Annotated in this window: 17 protein-coding genes (1 of these 17 only partly in view); 10 read left to right on the top strand and 7 right to left on the bottom strand. The window is 50.8% G+C overall.

Translation table 11 applies throughout. The features are described from left to right. Positions 1 to 70 precede the first annotated feature (70 nt). From D888_RS0111410 to D888_RS0111385, 6 genes are all read right to left on the bottom strand, one after another. Positions 71 to 1978, bottom strand: a complete 1908-nt coding sequence (locus tag D888_RS0111410) for a putative nucleotidyltransferase substrate binding domain-containing protein (RefSeq protein ID WP_020676689.1) — start codon at positions 1976 to 1978, stop codon at positions 71 to 73. A gap of 153 nt (positions 1979 to 2131) precedes the next feature. Beyond that, positions 2132 to 2503 carry a hypothetical protein gene (locus D888_RS0111405; protein ID WP_020676688.1) on the bottom strand — a complete coding sequence of 124 codons (372 nt, stop codon included), beginning with the start codon at positions 2501 to 2503 and terminating at the stop codon, positions 2132 to 2134. Between the two features lie 171 nt (positions 2504 to 2674). Next, complete coding sequence (locus D888_RS0111400) at positions 2675 to 4480, bottom strand: sodium:solute symporter family protein (RefSeq protein ID WP_020676687.1); 1806 nt, start codon at positions 4478 to 4480, stop codon at positions 2675 to 2677. 15 nt (positions 4481 to 4495) lie between these two features. Continuing rightward, entirely contained in the window at positions 4496 to 4750 is a 255-nt protein-coding gene (locus D888_RS0111395; protein WP_020676686.1) for a DUF4212 domain-containing protein, read from the bottom strand. 143 nt (positions 4751 to 4893) lie between these two features. After that, the gene (locus D888_RS21465) at positions 4894 to 5664 is read right to left on the bottom strand and encodes an IclR family transcriptional regulator (protein WP_020676685.1); all 771 of its coding nucleotides are present in this window, start codon (positions 5662 to 5664) and stop codon (positions 4894 to 4896) included. 476 nt (positions 5665 to 6140) lie between these two features. Continuing rightward, positions 6141 to 6626 (bottom strand): (deoxy)nucleoside triphosphate pyrophosphohydrolase, encoded by a 486-nt coding sequence (locus tag D888_RS0111385; protein WP_245555011.1) that lies wholly within the window; start codon positions 6624 to 6626, stop codon positions 6141 to 6143. A 7-nt stretch (positions 6627 to 6633) separates the two neighbouring features. Here D888_RS0111385 and ubiE point away from each other — a divergent pair, with 7 nt between their 5' ends. Beyond that, positions 6634 to 7344 (top strand): bifunctional demethylmenaquinone methyltransferase/2-methoxy-6-polyprenyl-1,4-benzoquinol methylase UbiE, encoded by a 711-nt coding sequence (gene ubiE, locus D888_RS0111380; RefSeq protein ID WP_026362356.1) that lies wholly within the window; start codon positions 6634 to 6636, stop codon positions 7342 to 7344. A 5-nt stretch (positions 7345 to 7349) separates the two neighbouring features. On the opposite strand, the gene D888_RS0111375 is transcribed toward ubiE, so the two are convergent. Next, the gene (locus tag D888_RS0111375; RefSeq protein WP_020676682.1) at positions 7350 to 10463 is read right to left on the bottom strand and encodes a YhdP family protein; all 3114 of its coding nucleotides are present in this window, start codon (positions 10461 to 10463) and stop codon (positions 7350 to 7352) included. Between the two features lie 236 nt (positions 10464 to 10699). Between D888_RS0111375 and smc the strand changes: the two genes are divergently transcribed. From smc to tyrS, 9 genes are all read left to right on the top strand, one after another. Further along, complete coding sequence (gene smc, locus D888_RS21460; RefSeq protein ID WP_020676681.1) at positions 10700 to 14242, top strand: chromosome segregation protein SMC; 3543 nt, start codon at positions 10700 to 10702, stop codon at positions 14240 to 14242. Between the two features lie 30 nt (positions 14243 to 14272). Further along, a complete protein-coding gene (locus tag D888_RS0111365; RefSeq protein ID WP_020676680.1) occupies positions 14273 to 14632 on the top strand; it encodes a roadblock/LC7 domain-containing protein in 360 nt (119 codons plus the stop codon). Positions 14633 to 14679: 47 nt separating this feature from the next. After that, positions 14680 to 16080 (top strand): signal recognition particle-docking protein FtsY, encoded by a 1401-nt coding sequence (ftsY, locus tag D888_RS23155; RefSeq protein ID WP_020676679.1) that lies wholly within the window; start codon positions 14680 to 14682, stop codon positions 16078 to 16080. 57 nt (positions 16081 to 16137) lie between these two features. Then, positions 16138 to 16323, top strand: a complete 186-nt coding sequence (locus tag D888_RS0111355) for a hypothetical protein (RefSeq protein ID WP_020676678.1) — start codon at positions 16138 to 16140, stop codon at positions 16321 to 16323. Between the two features lie 2 nt (positions 16324 to 16325). Continuing rightward, entirely contained in the window at positions 16326 to 16649 is a 324-nt protein-coding gene (locus D888_RS0111350) for a cell division protein ZapA (RefSeq protein ID WP_020676677.1), read from the top strand. Between the two features lie 313 nt (positions 16650 to 16962). After that, complete coding sequence (locus D888_RS0111345) at positions 16963 to 17544, top strand: 5-formyltetrahydrofolate cyclo-ligase (protein ID WP_020676676.1); 582 nt, start codon at positions 16963 to 16965, stop codon at positions 17542 to 17544. 46 nt (positions 17545 to 17590) lie between these two features. After that, a complete protein-coding gene (rny, locus tag D888_RS0111340) occupies positions 17591 to 19150 on the top strand; it encodes a ribonuclease Y (protein WP_156826999.1) in 1560 nt (519 codons plus the stop codon). Between the two features lie 24 nt (positions 19151 to 19174). Next, positions 19175 to 19954 carry a TIGR00282 family metallophosphoesterase gene (locus tag D888_RS0111335; protein WP_020676674.1) on the top strand — a complete coding sequence of 260 codons (780 nt, stop codon included), beginning with the start codon at positions 19175 to 19177 and terminating at the stop codon, positions 19952 to 19954. 114 nt (positions 19955 to 20068) lie between these two features. Beyond that, positions 20069 to 20868, top strand: the 5' portion of a protein-coding gene (gene tyrS, locus D888_RS0111330; RefSeq protein ID WP_026362355.1) for a tyrosine--tRNA ligase. Its footprint extends 493 nt past the window's final position; only the first 800 of its 1293 coding nucleotides appear in the window; it begins with the start codon at positions 20069 to 20071; the stop codon falls past the right edge of the window.

Raw genomic sequence — 20868 nt, 5'->3', positions numbered from 1 at the left:
AGTGAATCAGCTGTTCCCCTGCGAAATCAAGAACTTCTGACTTGATTTCTAGCATGCGGCACTGGAGGCGTCAACCCACATTGAAATGGCGGCGGGCCGAGTCCTGGAGCTTACTTGCGGCCCGAAATCCTTCTTTAAGAAGGTCCTGCTCATTCTTCGTGAGGTCATAGGGATTAAGATAATGGGAGGGGGGCTTTCCCTGCTCGATGAGGTTGATTTCGTTACGCAGGCGTAAAAAGGTGAAGGCTTCAAATGCGGCTTTGATATGCTCGGCCGTATCTGGATTAAAGACGCGGGCTTCGACCAGGCATTTCAAGCGTTCGATGGTTGTTGAGGCATCCAGCTGATTTTCGAGAAGATACATCCGGATGCAATCGACGATGAAGACGCTGCCTGCCTGTTTAAGCGAGAGCATCCCCTTGTGTTCTTTGTTCCGCTCGACACTGAATCGTCCCAGCAGGCCCAGAGGGACCTTGTGTTTAAAATCCTGCTCCATCATATGGTAGAGGAAGAGCGGAAATTCGCGGATCTGTTGGTAAACGATATCTCGCAGTTCCTCGCACAATACTGAATCCCCGGCGAGGGGCATGAAATCGAAAAAAATTGTTGAATACATGACCTTTTTGGGCTCCGGATTGTTGATCCAGTCTGACACTCGCCATTTCCAGTCCTTCAAACGGCCGCGCCAGAAGGGGTTGCTCCCCATGACGCCGCCGTTACAGCGTGGATAGCCGATGGTTTCATAGGCGTCGGCCAGTTTTTCCCCGAACCAATTAAAGAAGTTTTCAACCATTTCATGTTGATCATCCGGGTAGTCCTGGTAAATGAAACCGTTGTCCTGATCTGGCCCGAGCAGCATCTCTTTGCGCCCGCCGCTCCCCATGATAATGAAGCAGAATTTGATTTTGGGCGGGGTTACCCCTTCTGAGAGCAGTCCTTCCAAAGCAAGGTCGTAACCCTTTTTGAGGATGCAGTGATGTATGTAGGAAAGAATCTCCATGGTCTCAATCGGGGACCGGGATTCGCTCAAGAGCGCCCGCGCGACCTTAACCACTTCGGTTCGGGCTGTTGACAGCTCGGCGATGGTCGTTGCTTCTTTTATGCTGCCGACCAGCAACATTGATTTTTGGCTGCGGTAGCGCATCAAATCACGCAATGAAACGATTCCGACAATTTTCTCTGCGTCGACAATCGGCATGTGTTTAATTTTGTGGGCTATCATGAAGCTGGTCGCTTCATACATATAGGTTTCAGAGGACATGGTGAAAGGGCGGGGAGTCATGACGTCCGCTGCAGTCGGTTGTTGGCAATCAACATGTTCACTCGCCAGAACCTTGCTCACCAGATCGTGCTCCGTGATGATCCCTTTAATTTCATCCTGAGCATCACTGACCAAGATAGCGCCGATGCTGTGTGCAGCCATCTGTTTGGCGATACTTTTGACCGAGGCGGTTGAGTTACAGATTTCGACCGGGGCTGACATGATTTCAGAGAGGCGCTTCTGAAAAGGGTACGCCTCCATCTGCGTCAATGCCTTCCCCCCATAATCGCGAACGATGTCTGAATAGAGGCGGCGGACACGGGAAAAGATTGCTTTAGTAAAATATTCAGTGATGTGAGGGTACTGGTTTGCGACTTGTGTCAGGGCCTGGGACGGGATCAGAAAACATTCTGTTTCCTGAACCGTTCGGGCGCCGGCGGTATAGGGTTCATTGGTGAAAACCGGAGTACTGCCGAAGAATGAACCCTCTCGGCGATAGTCGACAACCATCTCGGAGCCGCCGGGCGTGAGCGCGACGATCTCAACCAGCCCCTTGCTGATAACATAGAGAAAGCCGGTTGGAGAGTCGTGTTGACTGATTATGTGAGTGTGCGGTGGATATTTTTTGCTGACTGCAACCAGGCTTAAAGTATTAAAGCTGTCTTCAGGGAGCAGATTGAAGGGTTCTGTATCGCGCAGAGTTCTTCTGAGTCCCATTGCCATTCCCCTTGTCTGGCTGAAAACATATTCGACTTAGCGAAGAGGATCTATTATCGCGAAGGTCGATTTGTATTAATTTTGCTAAAACTGAATGATATCAAAAAAGTATCGATCAGGCACAGGGAGGATAAATTAAATTTTCCCCCAGGGCTAACCCTTGGGTTGTTTCTTTTTCATGACGGGGGAGGTGAAGGGGTGAGCCTGGCGACTGATGATGAAGTCCGCGATAATCTTCCCCCAGAGGGTTATCCCGGCCATGGCGCTCCAGGTCTTATAAGGGAAGATGGCTGCTCCTACGCCCAGGATTGCCGTGAGTGCAACCCCTCCGGCGACCAGGTTGGTCAGCCCGGTATAGGGGGCCCATTTCTTTGGGTTTGGCGGAGCTGAGCCTCGCTTGAGGGCAACTTCAGAATAATCTTTTTGGATAAAAATTCGCCACGCACGGCGCAGCCAGATAAATGCCATGGGGAAGAGGGCCAGAAAGAGAATCCATGTGATTGCAATACTGATATCAAAAACCATTAAGGTCTCCTGTTGAAGCTGAAAATGGGCGGGTTGCCCTTGGCAAACAGATACTGGTTTTACCTGAGATGGTCATGCGTGGGCAAGCAGTAATTTGTTAAAAAACCCCGTCAGTCACGACTGACGGGGTTGGTTGGGTCATAAAACCCGATCAGGATTAAAGCCTAGGACTTAGTGTGTACCATCAACAACTTTTGAACCGCGAGGGATACGCACGGCTTCAACCATGGCAGCGATATCGGCTGGAACCGGCTCGGTCATGTTTTTGACCGCGAAGGCCACCGCAAAGTTAACTACGGCACCGATGGCACCAAAAGCATTCGGCTCGATGCCGAAGAAGAAGTTGGCCCCACCAAGGTGACTGACAAAGTCGGTCCCTTTGATGAAGAAGATCCCTTTGTGAGCGAAGACGTAGAACATGGTCACACCGATTCCGGCGATCATCCCGGCGATGGCTCCATGCTTATTCATGGTCTTGCTGAAGATACCCATCATCAGGGCCGGGAAGATTGAACTGGCAGCCAGACCGAAAGCGATGGCTACAGTTCCGGCTGCGAATCCCGGGGGATGCAGGCCGAGGAGACCAGCAACAACAATAGCGACGGCCATGGAAATTTTGCCGGCCATCAGCTCACCTTTTTCGGTCAGGTCAGGCATAAATTTTTCTTTAAGCAAGTCATGTGAGATCGCCGAAGAGATAGCGAGCAGCAGACCGGCAGCCGTTGAGAGCGCTGCAGCCAGACCACCAGCTGCGACCAGCGCAATAACCCAGTTCGGCAAGAGCGCGATCTCAGGGTTGGCCAGAACGATTATGTCCTGGTTAACCGACAGTTCGCTTCCCTTCCAGCCTGCAGCAGCAACCTTGGCCTGGAACGCGGGGTCTGTATTCTTGTCGTTGTAATACTGAATGCGGCCGTCACCGTTCAAATCCTTGAATTTCAAGAGACCGGTAACTTCCCAGCGAGTCATCCAGTCGGGACGCTTCGCATGCTCAATCTGAGCGTCGGGAGCGAAAACATCACCGTTAGTCATGATGGTCGGGTTGACAGTCTTGAGCAGGTTCATCCGTGCCATCGCGGCAACGGCCGGGGCCGTGGTATAGAGAATGGCAATGAAGACCAGCGCCCAGCCAGCAGATGAACGGGCATCCTTAACGCTAGGGACGGTAAAGAAGCGCATGATAACGTGTGGCAGTCCTGCGGTACCGATCATCAGCGAGACGGTGTAAACAAAGGTGTTCAGCATGCTGATACGGATGTGGGTGGTGTACTGCGCAAAACCAAGGTCAGTTGAAATCAGGTCAAGCTTGTGCAACAGGCTGACACTGGAACCGACCATGTCGGAACCAAGACCGAGCTGCGGAATCGGGTTGCCGGTCAGTTGCAGTGAAATAAAGATCGCCGGAACCGTGTAGGCCAGGATCAGAACGCAGTACTGGGCTACCTGGGTGTAGGTGATCCCCTTCATGCCGCCGAAAACGGCGTAGCAGAAGACGATAGCCATGCCGATATAGATCCCGGTGGAGTTCGAAACCCCGAGGAAACGGGAGAAAGCAACCCCGACACCGGTCATCTGGCCGATGATGTAGGTCAATGACGCTGCCAACAGACAGAAAACGGCGACCGTGCTGGCCCCTTTTGAGTAGTAACGGGTGCCGAAGAACTGTGGAACCGTAAACTTACCAAACTTACGCAGATAAGGGGCAAGCAGCATGGCGAGCAGGACATAGCCACCTGTCCAACCCATGAGGAAAAGCGCGCCACCGTAGCCCATATTGGAGATCAATCCGGCCATGGAGATAAAGGAAGCGGCAGACATCCAGTCAGCGCCGGTCGCCATTCCGTTCATAACCGGGTGAACGTTACCACCCGCAGCGTAGAATTCTTTGGTGCTGCCAGCGCGGGCCCAGACGGCGATGCCGATGTAGAGCGCGAAGCTCAAACCAACGAACAGATATGTAGTTGCCTGTAAACTCATGTTAGTAATCCTCCCTTAATCTTCGTGAACGTCGAATTTTTTGTCGATATTACCCATCAGCTTCGCATAGATGAAGATGAGCGCCACGAAAACGTACATTGAACCCTGTTGCGCGAACCAGAAACCCAAAGGATATCCACCGATGTGGATACTGTTGAGGGCTGGTGCCAACAGAATGCCGAAGCCATAAGAGACGACAAACCAGACGATCAAAACATTTCTGATCAGACCCAGAGTCGCTTTCCAATATCCTGCTGAATCGTGTTGCATAAAGTCTCCTCTCTCTTTTTCTTGCATGATTTAGTTTCAACAACAAACACAGGTTGAACTGCTTTGGTCCGGAATCCTGCCGGGCCAGGTAGCCAGTCTGATTCTTCGGCTGCCTCCTTTCCTCACGTTACAAGTTGAAAATCTTATCTGTATGAATCTTTGCTGATAAAATGTCCGACATAACCTAGCTTGGATGAGATAACGACCCCAGCTTCAATTAGTTGAGGTAGATAAGTTTCTTTAATCTTTTTAGGCGTCAGTCTGAATTCCGGGCCGACCATGCACAGGCTACCCGGGACATTTCCCTGAGCGTCTATGATAGGGACAGATAGTGACGTGATGCCTTCACCCATGACGCCCCGGTCAATATATCCGCCGTTTTTAAGTATTTCGGGTAGCGTGACGGAGATAGCTGAAAGTTCTTCGCAATTGCAGTTTCTGCGGTGTGCTTCGCTGTTTGCCAAAATAACCAGGCCGGCTGAGACTGTGGTAACTGGATAGCGGTTGCCGACCAGAGGTATAATTTTGACCTGCTGCAAGGTGTCGACCATATCGAGCATAAGGATTTCGTTGCCACGAGGGACTGCCAGATAGAGTGCTTCATTGCATTCACGGGCCAAGCGTTCAATGACGGGTTTGGCATTGCGTAACAGACCCATACATGAAAGAAATTTTTGGCCCATTTCGTAGGCCGAAATTCCCAATTTATATTTACCGGATCTTGGCTCTTTTTCTACGTAACCGCGGTTTTCAAAGGTTGCCAGCAGGCGAAAGATGCTGGTTTTGTTCATGCCGAGGCGTTCACTGAGTTGGGAGATACGAACTTCTTCACCCTCTTCACAAAGAGCTTCGAGCACGTCGAGAGCGTTATCAACCGATTGGATTGAATAGGACTCTTTTTGGCGTGGCGGCAATCGGAGGCTCCTTTTGTGATTATAATTTTATCAAATGTAGAACATGCGTTCATGCCTTTAACTCCGATAGAAACTAATACAGCGTTTTATTTTTGTCAATAAAAATTTTGTTCACCTTAGTTTGGCGTAAAAATACCTATTAACCCTAATAGTTAGGGTAGTTTAAAGGTTTTGAATTATTGGCCTAGATGAGCTTTAAGTTATAAAATAACAGTGTTATCTGATGTATTATAGAAGAGATTTATCAGGCCCATTATAAAAATGATGACCGTGTTTTTGGTTGTAGAATTGGGAGATATTTAGGACAATAGAGGTCATGATTGAAGTATTCTCACTTTTAAGGAAACGCCTCTTCTGGATACGGTTGATTCGGCCGACAATCTTTCCGAGATGATCGATTTAAATTATGCGTTTTGGTGAGCTAGATATAGGTTTACCAGGTGAAACATCAATTGCAAGATGGAAGTTGTGTTTGTTTAGCTTAGATGTTGAAGTTTTTTGACCAAGGGGGCATCTGCGGGGAGCAGTTTGAATAGGTGCAAATCTAGAAGGGAAACCCAACGGTGTTCGGAGACTTCAATATTGCGTGGAGTTCCGCCAAGAATCTGGCAATGGTAAGCCAGAATTAGGACACTGCCCCAGCTATAGACATGGTACAGGGCGTCGAAGATCTGTTTAACTTCAATTTGAAGCCCCAACTCTTCGAAAATTTCCCGCTGCAGGGCGCTGGCGGGTGATTCGCCGGGCTCAATTTTCCCGCCTGGGAACTCCCAGAATCCGCCATGAGGCTTCTCTTCCGGGCGGCGCGTGATGAGAACTTTTCCATCTACTATTATTATGGCTGCACTTACCAGCAGGGGAGATAGGTTATGTGTCATTGATTTGATCATGATCTTTTTGTGGCCTGCTGCGACAGCCTGTGATAAAAAAACGGGCCGTACGATTGATTTTTCAGGAGACATCTTAATTATGTTTGAACTGTCCGACAAGGGACGTGGTGTGCGTAAGATGTTCGACACCATAGCACCCCGCTATGATCTGCTCAACCGTCTACTCTCATTCGGCATTGATCGTCGTTGGCGTCGCTTCGCCGTATCTCAATTACATATACCAGTGGATGGCCGGGTGCTTGATATCGCGACCGGCACCTGTGACGTTGCCCTTGAAATCGCCGCAAACACCGATGCTTCAGTCAGAATTGTCGGAGAAGATTTTACCCAGGGGATGCTGGTTCATGGGCAAAAGAAACTCAACCAGTCAAATCTGGGAAAGCGTATTATGCTGGTGAATGCTCCCTGTGAGGCGATACCGCATCCGAATTGCAGTTTTGACGCAATCACTATTGCGTTCGGGATCCGTAACGTGGTGGAGCGGGAACAGGGATTGCGTGAGATGCTCCGGGTATTGAAGCCGGGTGGTCGTGCGGTAATTCTTGAGTTTTCAAATCCACGTAGCCGGATGTTTCGTCGCCTGTATTATTTTTATTTTCGTCACTTGTTGCCGACGATAGGCGGTCTGTTTTCTCAGCGTAGCGCCTATCAGTACCTCCCCGATTCGGTCCTTGAGTTCCCTTCTCAGGAAAATTTTAGTGCGATGATGACCTCTGCCGGTTTTGTTGACAGTACCTTTATTGACCTGACTTTCGGGATTGCGACGGTTTATATCGGAGATAAGGCCTGAACGGTTCATTGCTGTTGCCCCCCATTGTCTAAGGGCGCGGGAGATTCAGTTTTTGGCCGTGGTGGGTTGGTGAGAAACTTTCCGGTTTTCTGTAACATTCTCAAGGGTAATCCCAGTGTTCGCCCAATGATCCCCAGAGCAGTATTTGCTATTGAAGACGCCGGTGCCGCGCTGACGTTGGGGTTGTCGATTGGGCCCTTTAGGGTAAACAGTGCGGTGATAAGGGCTTCTTCATCCCCGGTCAAAACCCAGCCGAAAAGGGGTACATTGCTGAGAATAATATCGATCGTGCGTAACGGCTTGATCCCCAGAGTGCAGTCGATGGTTTTTGTCAGGGTGTTGAGCTGGCCAACGGCTGAAATATTGATCGCTGGGCTGGTAATGTGGAAATCATCAAAGTGGAGTATTCCGTCTGTCATGCGCGCGCTGGTTTCAAGCAATGAGAGGGGCAGGCCTTCTTTGTCCATATCTGGCAGGCTGAACTTAAAGAGTTGTGCAACATTGAGCAGGCTGAAAATTTTGGCGAAGCCATTCAGTTCACGCATGGCACCATCCTTGATTTGTAGATGCCCACCGCCATGGGACGTTTTCCAGAATTGCTCGCCGACCTGTTCTCCCTCAAGGTAAAAGTCTCCGCTCAGGGTGCCACGGAAAATTCCTTTCTTTTCGAACAACATTTCATAAACCCGGTCGGCATCACAGTGTTGGGCTTGACCAGATACCTTCAATAAATGATTGCGTGTCCCGTCGAGTTCAACGCGCCCTGTTGCCCGTCCTTTCCCGAAATGGACGCTTAGGGGGTACAGGGTAAAGATGTTGTTACGATCGATAATTGTTCCTTCAGCATTTTCGAAGTAGAGACTCCCAAGTCGCCCCTTTTTTACTATGGCTTTAATTTTAAGGGAGGCGTGGCTCTCGCTGAGATTGGGACCCTGATTCGCTTTATGCCCGGTAAAAAGGCGAATAACATCAAGGATGTCTGCATCGTCAGATTGTATCTCGAGATAGGTCTGTGGGTCATGATAGCTACGCAACTGGCCGGAAACCCTGACGGTGGTTCGGTTTTCAACTGTGACATCGACCGGGTCAAAGGTGATTCCGCCTGCGTTGATCCATAGTTGACCGTCTAAATTTTGTAACTTCATGTCAGGGTTGGTGAAAACAAGATCCTGTGCCCGTAACTCTTTACCGGTGACATGCAGGCTGATCAGGGGTGCTTCCCAGTTTTTCAAGCCGCCACTGACACGGAGCGGTGATTCGCCGAGTCGGGTGGAGATCTTGTCAAAGGCAATACCTTCTCGGTTAAGCGTGAACGTGCCCTGGGTCTGATTAAGATCGCCGATAATATGGGTCAGATGGGCGCCCGCCTCAAGCAGGCTGATTCGGCCATGCCAGTCTGCCGGAGTGAGTACCAGGTCACCGTTTGCCTTACCGTGCAGTTGCAGGTCTTTAAAGAGGGGTGAAACCGCCTGTAGAGGTTTAAGCTCAAGTGGGGCCAGTTGCAGTGCGCCGGACCAGTTTTGCTCTGATTGGGTAAACTGTCCGGTGAGTTGAATCCGGCTTTGTGCCAGGCGGATGTTTGCCTGGGAGATGGTCATTTGCTGTGGGGTCAACTGTCCTTTGAGGTCGAGATGAAAGGGCGTACCGGCTTTCTTTTCGAGCAGCTTGGAGATGCTTAAATCCGTATCGGTTAAATCAAGGGTCAGGTTGGTTTCCAGCTTTTCTGACGAGCCTGTAAGAGCTAGCGTAAAAGGCATTTTGCCGGTCAATTTTTGTCGTTTGAGGAATGTTGAAGGTGATTCTTGCTGAAGTTGAGCCAGATCCGCCGAGCCGGTCAACGCAAAACTGATTTCAAGCGGGTGTTGCTGAAGCGGGCCGGAGGTTCCGCTGAAGGTGAATGGGGTCTTTGCCAGCATGGCATGGCCTGCCTTTAAGCTGAGGCGCGCGTTCTGTAGTTCAAGCAGCAGGCTGGCATTAGAGATGCTGGTGGTACCAAGGGGATAGGCCAGTTTGTCGAGTTTCAGAGTGCCACTGTATAGCGGGGACCAGGGGTTGTCAGCCGTGGGATGCAGAGGACCGTTCAGGATTACTTCAAGGGTCTCAAGTCGTCCCGCAAGATTGGTCAGGCTTGGTACGGGGCCGCTGAGTATGGGGTTCAGGTCCAGATTACTGGCGCCAAGGCGACCGCTAAGATGAGGTTCGTCTCCCTTTCTGCTCAATAAAAGGTCACCGGTGAGAGGAATCCCCAACATCTCAAGGCGCAGATTCCTCAGGGTGTCCGTGGTTGCCGTTGATTGCCAATTCGCAGAAAGGTTGGCTAGGGCCTTGGTCTTTTGGTTGCCAGTCAGCGCGGCGTCAAGTTGAACGCCGTCAGCGGGAATCCCCTTGACCCCAAGGGTCAGGTCGAACATTCGGGGGAGTGAGGCGAATTTCAACGGTGCGAAGTCGGGGGTACTGAGGTTACGCAGCGTTATATTTCCACTCAGGTTTCCTTGCCTCCAGGGTTGGTCTGGTTGGTCATGGGACAGCTCTAAAAACGCGCTCAATGCAGAGGTTTGTCCCTTGTGTTGCAAGGTCGTAGCAATTGCCAGTTGACTAATTCTTTTTTTGCCGGGGCCATGATAAACCAGATTGAAATCGTTCAGGCTTAACGGATCCGAGGTCGATTCGGGGGTGATTTGCAGGGTACCGTTGCGAATCTGCAGGGTTTTAAGCCCCAGATTGTCGAGATTAAAGGCCGAATCGCGGAGCTTGAGGGGCAGGCTGATGGCAAGGCGCGGTGCGTCGATATGAATCTGCTCGATAATTATTTCGCCACGAAGCAGTTCCCAGGGTTTGACCAGGGCTGTGAATTTTGGCACATCCAGACGAAATTTTTCATCGTTACCGATCTGCAAATTACGAAAATCGAGCGCGATACCGCCATGGAAGCTGAGATTTGCGTCACCTAGCGTGACCGGCATTTTCAGGGCATTCCCGAGACGTTCTGCCAGTTGTTGTTTATAGGAACCGAGATCAAGCCGTAGTAAAGCCACCACTATCAAGATCGCGGACAACACGAACACAAAAATCAGGAGACTGATTAAAGGGCTTCTGTGTTGGCGGGCAGGTCTGATCATCTTGGGCTTCCGGGGGTCTGCCTTGTGGAAAAGCAGACGGCTTGAGATTATGGGAAAAAGAGAATCATAACGGTTATTTCTGGGCGCCACAAGTGCTGAACATAGTGACTGGGTAGCCTGGATAGATTCTTTACACCACCGGCGCCTGCTGATACCATGGCAAACCTTTTGCTCAAACTCTGATTGGCGGATCCTGGTGAAGAGGGTTTCCACGGAATAAACGGATTCTGGAACGTATGAACATCAAGCGGGTTGACATTCTGGGGTTTAAATCTTTTGTCGACAAGGTGTCGCTCGATTTCCAGCAACCCGTCACCGGAGTTGTTGGGCCGAACGGATGTGGTAAAAGCAATATTGTCGATGCCATCCGTTGGGCAATGGGGGAGCAGAATGCGCGGAATCTGCGTGGCCGTGCGATGGAGGATATCATCTTCGGCGGGAGCGAATCGCGCAGGCCGCATGGTATGGCCGAAGTGTCGATCATTTTTGATAACAGCGCCAAGCTCTGTCCCGAAAATTATCGTGATTACGCCGAAATCATGGTCACCCGTCGTCTCTACCGCAACGGTGAGAGCGAATATCTGATCAATAAAACCCCCTGTCGTCTGCTCGATATTACCGAACTCTTTATGGATACCGGTGTAGGTGCACGTGCCTACTCGATCATCGAACAGGGGAAAATCGGTATGCTTGTCAGCGCGCGCCCCGAAGAGCGTCGCGCATTGATAGAAGAGGCCGCCGGGGTAACCAAGTTCAAATCGCGCAAGAAGACAGCTGAACGAAAAATGGACGCGACCCGGCAGAACCTGGTGCGATTGGGAGATATTATCTCCGAGGTTCGCCGTCAAACGGGCAGTTTAAAACGCCAGGCCCAACAGGCAGAGCGTTATCGTGAGCTACGCGGTGAGGCCAAGCGGATTGAAATCTGTATGGCGGGAAACCGCTTTAAGGTGCTGCAGGCGGAATTGCACAAACTCGAAGAAGGGCTCGCGGGCCAGATTGAACAACTGGGTGGAGCAGAGTCGCGCCTCGAAGCGGGGGAGTTGAACCTGGAAGAAAAACGGTTGCAACTACTGAGAGTCGAGGATGAGCTGAGTCGTAAGCAGGAGCAAGATTATTCATTAGGCGCTGAAGTGCAGCGTGTCGAGACAGAGATTGTTCTGGCCGGACGACAGGCGGCCAGCTTGCGTGAACAAGCGTTAGGGATGGAGGCTGAACAACATCAAATCGACGAACGCCTGTCCCAGCTTGAGGCGGAATCCGAAGAGCTTGAGCGCTCGTCCCGTCAGATCAGCAGTGAACTTGAAAATACCACTGAAGCTGTTGAAATCCAGCAGGAGGTTCTGCAGCAACGACTGGCGACTGAACAGGAACTTGCAACGCGGATCGAGATACAGCGACGTGAGCTGATGGGGCTGCTGTCGGATGCGGGACGGTTGGCAAATCGACAGGAAGAAATTGTGCGGCGCCTGACTTCCGAAGGTGAGCGTCAGTCTCGCAATCAACGTGAAGCACTGGGACAACAAGAGGAGCTTTCCGCTCTCGAATTAAAACTGGCCTCCGTTTCGGCGGCGGCGATTGACCTGGCTGAGTTAGAAGCGGTTCAGCAGGAAAGTCGCGAACAGCTGGCGGAAACGATTTTGCAACTCAAAGGGGAACAGCTTTCCCTAGAGGGGGAATTGCTCGAAAAACGCCAGGTGCTGGAAAAACAGCGGTCAAGACTTGAGTCTCTGGAAGAGTTGGAGCGAAATCTCGACGGTTATGCTGAGGGGGTACAGGCCTTATTCGGTGCGCAACCAGAGCTGCCTCAAAGGATGGCTGCGGATCTGTTGCAAGCGGATCCTGCTTACGAAACCCTGATCGAAATCGCATTGGGAGAACGGCTTCAAGCCGTCCCGGTTCAGGACCTTGTTCAGGCCCGCGATCTGCTGGCCGCCTTGACGCGCTGTGAAGCGAGAGCCGCATTGCTGTACCCTGTCGCCGAGGTTGCGGTCGGGTCACTTGGGTTCGGACGCCCCCTGATTGAACTGGTGGAACCTCTGCCGGGATATGAGGGTTTCGTTGTGTCGCTGCTTGCTGGCTGTTATCTGGTCGATGATGTGATGGTACATTTGCAAGACGCTCTGTTGCCGGGAACTTTGCTGATCGATTCTGTTGGGCGTTGCCTGGGGTGGAGAGGAGATCTGTCTGGTGGTGCAACAACCATGGCGGGCGCTGGCCTTCTACGCAAAAAGCGTGAAATTGGCGAGCTTGAGGTTCGGGTGGTCGAGTTGGAGCGTCAGCTTGCCTTGCAGCAGCAGAAGGTTTATGAGCAACAGCAGCAGAGGGACGAGCTCGAAGCGGCTCTGCGCCAACTTGACCTTCTCCTTCAGCAGCAGGCGTTAACGAGGTTGGAACTGCAAAAAGACACAGATCGCTTGAATCATGAGCAGTTGAGAATTCGTGAGCGGCTTGAATTGCTCGCTTTTGAGGCATCACAACTAAACGATGAAAAGCAGCAGCTTCTGGCCGAGCAACTGGAGATATCGCAGCGGCGGCAAAATTTTGAAGAGCGTCAGTCCCAGCTTCAAGGTGAAACCGAACAGCACCAGATGCTCCAGGTTGAGGCTCGCGATGCGGTTGAAGAGATTCGTGACTACCTGACTGTTTTGAAAGTACGGCTCGCCGAATTCCGTCAACAGCATGAGGGCGGTCAAGCTGCACGCCAAAGGTTGGCTGAAAATCGTACAGAGTATCAGCAACGCCTGGCTTTATTGGCCGCGCGTACCACCGACGGGGTTGCGCAGGCGGCTCAATTACTGCAGACCGAAGAAAAATATCGCGTGGAGTTGGGGTTACTGATCGCTCGGCGTGAGGCAATTCAGTTGGATGTTCGGCGGGCGCGAGAACTCTTCGAGAATGGTCGGGCAATATTGGAGCAACAGCACGAAAACTATCGCCTCTTGCGTACTGAGGTCGAAAAAATGCGGCGGGAGGTCAGTCAACAACAGTTACGACAGAAGGAGCTGACAGGAGAAATTGACCATCTGTTGGGTGGTGTCGCCGAGAAATTTGATGTCGATCTTACAGAACATCAGGTGGCGGAGGCCGATGATGAGGAACTCGAGCGCTTGAGACTTCAGGTACTGCAGCTTCAGCAGAAAATAGCGTTGCTCGGTGAAGTTAACCTGACGGCGATTGACGAATATCGCGAGCTCGAAGCGCGCTATGAATTTTTAGGCCGCCAACGTGATGATCTGAATCAGTCTCTTGATGACCTGCAAAAGGCCATCAGCAAGATCAATCGGACGACGCGACGGCGATTTAAGGAAACATTTGATCTGGTTAATGAACAGTTCAAATTGGTGTTTCCCCGGCTGTTTCGCGGCGGTCAGGCTGAGTTACGTCTTACGGACGAAGAGGACCTGCTTGAAACCGGGATCGATATCATCGTGCAACCTCCAGGAAAACGCTTGCAAAGCGTGAATCTGCTCTCGGGGGGGGAGAAGGCCCTGACCGCGGTAGCGATCATTTTTTCAATTTTTTTGATCAAGCCGACTCCATTCTGTTTGCTCGATGAGGTGGACGCTCCGCTGGACGATGCCAATATCGATCGCTTTGCAGAAATGGTGGCGGAGATGTCGACAAACTCCCAGTTTATCATTATTACCCACAGCAAAAGAACGATGGCGGCTGCCGATATTATGCACGGTATAACCATGCAGGAACCGGGCGTCTCGAAGCTCGTGTCGGTGCGAGTTAACGATTACCTGCCGGAGTCAGCGCCTGCGTTGTCCTGATAATTTTTTTATAAAGGGGTAAAAGAAACCATGCCGTTTAAAATTCTTTTACAGGAGATGCTTGACAGATTGCCTGGAGCTCAAGGGGCGATTATCGCCGATTGGGAAGGAGAGGCGGTCGACCAGGTCGCTCGAATTGATGATTTTGAAATCAAGGTTTTAGGCGCTCACAAGGGGATAATCCTGACACGACTGCGTGAGACCTTGCATCGGCTGGATGGCGGTGAGCTTGAGGAGGTATTGATTCAATATGAAAATGCTAAAGTATTGATCGTTCCCTTAAATGAAGATTACTTTTTGGTTCTGACTATTGATCCCGATGAGATGGTTGGCAAGGCGGCCTTTGAACTGCGTCGTTGTGCCGTAAGGTTGCGTCTGGAAATCTCCTGAATTTTTGCAGGGGTGCGCCCTGTGTTGGTTTGAAAGGTTTAAAAGAGATGTTCTGGTTTGATCAGTTGTTGAGAAGTTTGACAGGCTTTCTAAAATCGGCTGGTGTCCCGCCAGAGAGCTTGGACGTGGCCGCTTTGGGCGTGATATATGCCGGCGCGATTCTGGGTGTGTTGTTGGTTATTCTCCTGCTGTTGAAAATATCCCGCAGTTGGGGTGGCGAGGTTGCCAGAAAAATAGAAGCAGATAAAATAATCAGAGAAGCCGAAGCCGAAGCCGAAGCCGAAGCCGAAGCCGAAGCCGAAACCGAAACCGAAACCGAAACCGAAACCGAAACCGAAACCGAAACCGAAACCGAAACCGAAACCGAAACCGAAACCGAAACCGAAACCGAAACCGAAACCGAAACCGAAACCGAAACCGAAACCGAAACCGAAACCGAAACCGAAACCGAAACCGAAACCGAAACCGAAACCGAAACCGAAACCGAAACCGAAACCGAAACCGAAACCGAAACCGAAACCGAAACCGAGTCAGTCAGCTTATTTGAACGTTTTCGAGCTGGCGTGGCCAAAACCCGTTCGGGGTTGATCGGGCGCCTTGATGCACTCCTCAGTGTCGGTCGAAAGGTCGATGATGAGTTATTGGAAGACCTCGAAGAGATCTTGATTACTTCTGATATCGGGATGCCGACAACCCAACGCTTGATGGCGGCCCTTGATAAACGTCGCAAGGGAGAAGGGCTTAAAGATGGCGCCCAATTACGCGCGGCGCTGATGTCCGAAATGGGTACGCTATTAATTAAACCTGAACCTTTGGCGATCGTTGAGACCTCCGGACCTTTTGTGATGATGGTGGTTGGGGTTAATGGCGTCGGAAAAACAACGACCATTGGCAAACTGGCGCGCAAATTTACACACCAGGGGTTGAAAGTTGTGCTCGGCGCTGGAGACACATTCCGCGCGGCCGCGGCTGAACAGCTGGCTGCCTGGGGAGAGCGGGCAGGTGTCGACCTAATTCGCCATTCCGAGGGCGCCGACCCTGGTGCGGTGGCGTTTGATGCTGCGCGTGCGGCGCTTGCGCGTAAGGCCGATGTTCTAATTCTAGATACTGCTGGACGTTTGCACACCAAGGCCAATCTGATGGAAGAACTTAAAAAAGTGCGACGGATTCTCGAACGTGAAATTCCTGGCGCCCCGCATCAGACTCTTTTGGTCGTAGACGCAACCACTGGCCAGAACGCATTAACACAGGCTCAGCAGTTTAATCTGGCTGTCGGGGTTGATGGAATTGCTTTGACCAAGCTCGATGGAACGGCCAAAGGAGGGATTGTGGTTGCCATCGCCTGTGAACTAGGCTTGCCTGTTCGTTATGTAGGGGTCGGCGAGGGAGTTGACGATTTGCAAGAATTTGATCCACAGGATTTTGTTGCGGCGTTGTTTGAAAACTGACCGATAACCTTGACTTTTTTGGGACGAAAGCCTAAATTTCGCCGAGGAGTATCATAAATGGGGACATCCTCTATGGAACCGCTTGAACGTGCGGTTGGTCGATTGTTACAGCGAAATGAACAGCTTCAGGCTCAATGTGAACGACTGCTTCTCGAGCAACAGGGATGGCAACATCAACGACAGGCATTGTTGGCCGAAATTGAGGAAGTTCTAGCTGATCTTGAGTTGCTCCGGGAGCGGTAAACATGAATGAGACAGTGAAGGTGCATCTGCTCGGTCGTGATTACGTGCTGAGTAGCTCAGGGGATGTGGAAACGCTTCAGGAAGCTGCACAGTTGGTTGAGGAGAAATTTGCGTCTGTGTCAACGACGGTCTCAGTTGATACCCGTGACCGGCAGATTCTCGCGATGCTCAATTTAGCAGGTGATTACCTTCATGAAAAGCGCCGACGCTTAGCGCTCGAGCTGGAGCAGGACGAACTCCGAAAGCAGAACGTCTCAGCGGATATACAGAAACAACAGCTTGAGTTGGTGCTGATTGATCGGATTGAAAAAGCTCTTCAGTTTTGAGCAGTGTAATCTGACACAGGAAATAACCCTGATTGAGTTCTTCAGGGCTGGAAGATAGATAGTCGTATTAGCATGGCTTACAACCTCAGACTGCTTTTTTTCGAGCAGCTTTATTGGGGGCATTCATAATAAACCCTGCCCCCGCAGGTTTCCTGATCAGGATATGTCGCTTTTAAGCCCGATCCCGTTCTCTGCTTTTTTGCTTATCTTTGGCATTAACCCGAGGGAAATCTGAATCGTCTGATGTTTGCGGAGGTGACCCCTCCTCTGTCTGTCCTGCTTCCTTCCTGTCCTGGAGACGTTCGGAGTATGAATGTCTCAGTCCTGCGCCAAACGATCGCTTAGAAACACTTTATTACAGAAGCGTCAACAACTCACTCAGCTTGAGATAGACGCAAAGAGCCTCTTCGCTCAGACCCTGTTGCTGGGGTTGCCTGTTTTTCGACAGGCGAGGGTCTTGGCCCTCTACAGCCCGATTCGCAATGAGGTTGCAACGGCGCTCCTTCATAAAGCGGCGTTGAGTGCAGGGAAGAAGGTTTGTTATCCCCGTGTAAATGGGGATCAACTTAGTTATTATGAAATTCATTCGTTAGAAGATCTTGGGATCGGTAATTTTGGCGTCTGTGAACCCGCACCGTTAGAAGGAAGAGTTGTTGATCCTGTTGAAATTGAACTGCTTTTGGTCCCGGGTGTAGCCTTTGATCAACGCGGATACCGTCTTGGGTATGGGCGGGGTTATTTTGATCGATTTTTGAGTAGTAACCGTTTTTTGGGGCTGAGTGTGGGTTTCTGCTTTCATTTTCAGCTTGTCGAAACACTTCCAGTCGAAGAGCACGATCAGGGGGTTGCTCTGCTGGTGACAAATAATGGAATTTACTCCCCGTTGTCATCTTGATGACTGGGTTAACCATAGACTCTACTAGGAGGTATCTGCTGTGGAGATGGAATTTCTCATTGTTGTAATGGTCCTTGCTGCACTAGCGGCAGGGGTTTTTATCGGTATGATTCTGCGGCGAAAATTATCAGAATCAAAGCTTGCCAATGCCAGTGCTGCTGCCGGCCAACTTGCGGCTGAAGCCAAAAAAGAAGCAGATTCAATTATAAAAGAGGCGACAATCCAGGCAAAGGATCTTGTTCTTCAGGCCAAGACCGGCTGGGAAGCTGAAGCACGCGAACTACGTAAAGAGATTCAAATTCAAGAGCATCGCCTGCAGCAGAAAGAGGAAAATCTTGAGCGCAAGGCCGACGCTCAGGATGCGCGAGTTGCTGAGTTGGATAAAAAAGATCACCAACTGAAGTCCCTTGATGGTCAACTAAGTAAACGTGACATTGAAACTGCTCAGATCATTGCAGAGCAACGTGAAAAGCTCGAAATTATTTCAGGGATGAGCGCAGAGCAAGCCAAGCAGCAGCTGATCGAAGCAATGCAGGGTGAGGCAAGACATGATGCGGCTAAGAGCCTTAAGCAGATTGAGGATGATGCTCGTGAAATTGCCGACAAAAAAGCAAAAATGATTATGGCGGTAGCGATCCAGCGTTATGCGGGTGATTATGTTGCCGAGAAGACGGTAAGCGTTGTGCCTTTGCCAAACGATGAAATGAAAGGGCGGATCATCGGCCGCGAGGGAAGGAACATTCGTGCGATTGAAGCTGCTACCGGGATCGATCTGATTATCGATGATACGCCAGAAGCTGTTGTCATCTCGGGATTTAATCCGGTACGACGTGAAGTTGCAAGGATTTCTCTCGAACGGTTGATTGCCGATGGCCGGATTCATCCAGCACGCATTGAAGAGCTGGTAGAAAAAGCCCAAAGCGAAGTTGATGAAACTATTCGTGAGGCTGGAGAGCAGGCGACCTTTGATGTTGGCGTTCATGGTATCCATCCAGAGATCATAAAATTGCTCGGAATGCTGAAATACCGCACCTCGTACGGACAAAACCAGTTGCAACACTCCATTGAAGTCGCATTTTTGTGCGGCATGATGGCCGCCGAACTTGGAGTTGATGTCAAACAGGCCAAGCGTGTTGGACTCTTACATGATATCGGTAAAGCCGTTAGTCACGAAATGGAAGGCTCCCATGCCGTTAATGGTGGTGAGTTAGCGCGCAAGTATGGTGAATCCCCTGAAATTGTTCATGCGATTTCGGCACACCACGAAGATGAAAAGCCTAATTCGATTTTGGCGATTCTGGCCCAGGCAGCGGATGCTTTGTCGGGCGCTCGGCCTGGCGCACGCCGTGAGACCCTGGAAACCTATGTTAAACGCTTGCGCGAACTGGAGGGGATTGGCACTTCTTTTGATGGCGTAACGGGTTGCTTTGCCATACAGGCCGGTCGCGAGATTCGCGTCATGGTCGCCAGTGATCAAATCTCTGATGTCAGATCTCATGCCCTGGCAAAAGAGATTGCGCGTAAAATAGAGGCTGAGATGACTTATCCTGGCCAAATTCGTGTCAATGTTATCCGTGAAACCCGTGCGGTTGAATACGCCAAATAGTTTGGTATTCGAAAGGCGAGACGTTTGAAACTTCTTTTTGTGGGCGATGTCGTTGGTCAGGCCGGGCGGCAAATTCTCGAGCAGAAATTGTCTTCGTTGATTGATCGACATTTTGTTGATCTGGTCGTTGTAAATGCTGAAAACGCTGCCGCCGGTTATGGTTTGACGCTGTCGGTGATGGGTGAACTTTATAAGGCGGGAGCTCATGTCCTGACATCTGGTAACCATATCTGGGACAAGAAGGAGATCCTTGACGTCCTTGATCGTGACAAGCGGCTGTTGCGCCCGCATAATTACCCCGAGGGTTTGCCTGGCCGCGGTTATGGGATCTATGAGACTGCAGCCGGCTTGAAGGTGGCGGTAGTTAATCTTGAAGGTCGGGTTTTTATGAAGAATCTTGATTGCCCTTTTAAAACGGCCGATCGTATTCTCACAGATCTTTCTGGAAAAGCCGATATGATTCTGGTGGATTTTCATGCCGAAGCCACAAGTGAAAAGCAGGCTTTGGGCCATTATCTTGATGGCCGTGTCTCGGCTGTTGTCGGCACCCATACCCACGTTCAAACTGCTGATGAAAAAATTCTTATCGGTGGCACCGGTTATCTGACAGATGCCGGGATGACCGGGGCTCAGGACGCGATTATCGGTAATCAGAAGGAGCCCGCATTGCAAAGGTTTTTGACCCAATTGCCAGTGCGGCTTGAAGTGGCAAAAAAAGATCCGTTGCTCTGCGCGGTTTTGATAACGATTAATGAAGAGACGGGCCATTGTGAGGCGATTGAGCGCATACAGGAGCGCCCGTAAGCTAATGCGGCCACACATAGAATTAATAGAGGCACCTCCCTGGCTGCGGATGAAGCTCGGATGAAGCTCGGATAAAGAGATAACCCTAACAGGCTAAACTGATAAGTATTGAAAATGAACTTTGTTGAAGAATTGACTTGGCGTGGCATGATCCACGACATCATGCCCGGGACGGAAGAGCAGCTTCAAAAAGAAATGACATCGGCTTACGTTGGGATCGACCCGACTGCTGATTCACTGCACATCGGCCATCTGGTCAGCGTGATGATGCTCAAGCATCTTCAGCTCGCTGGCCATAAGCCGATAGCGCTTGTCGGTGGGGCGACCGGCATGATCGGCGATCCGTCGGGGAAATCGGCCGAGCGCAATCTGCTTGATGAACAGACCCTCCGTCACAACGAGGCCTGCTTAAAAAAACAGCTAGCAAAGTTTCTTGATTTTGAATCGGATTCTGCCAATGCGGCTGAGCTGGTCAATAATTATGACTGGATGAAAGATTTCACTTTTCTGGATTTCATCCGTGACATCGGTAAGCATATTACTGTCAATTACATGATGGCGAAGGACAGCGTAAAAAAACGTCTGAGTGAAGAAGCCAAGACCGGGTTGTCTTTCACAGAATTCACCTATCAGCTAGTTCAGGGGACCGATTTTCTCCACCTCTACCGCGAGAAGAACTGCAAATTGCAGATGGGTGGGTCGGACCAATGGGGGAATATCACCACAGGGACAGAGCTTATCCGCCGCAAGGAAGGTGGTGAGGCTTTTGCCCTGACCTGCCCACTCATTACCAAGGCGGACGGCGGTAAATTCGGTAAAACCGAGAGCGGCAACGTCTGGCTCGATCCGAAGCTGACCACGCCGTACAAATTCTACCAGTTCTGGCTCAATGTCTCCGACGTCGATGCCGAGAA

This window comes from Geopsychrobacter electrodiphilus DSM 16401 (assembly GCF_000384395.1).
Lineage (GTDB): Bacteria > Desulfobacterota > Desulfuromonadia > Desulfuromonadales > Geopsychrobacteraceae > Geopsychrobacter > Geopsychrobacter electrodiphilus.
Note: the sequence above shows the minus strand (reverse complement) of the source record. Positions and strands in the feature narration are given on the sequence as shown.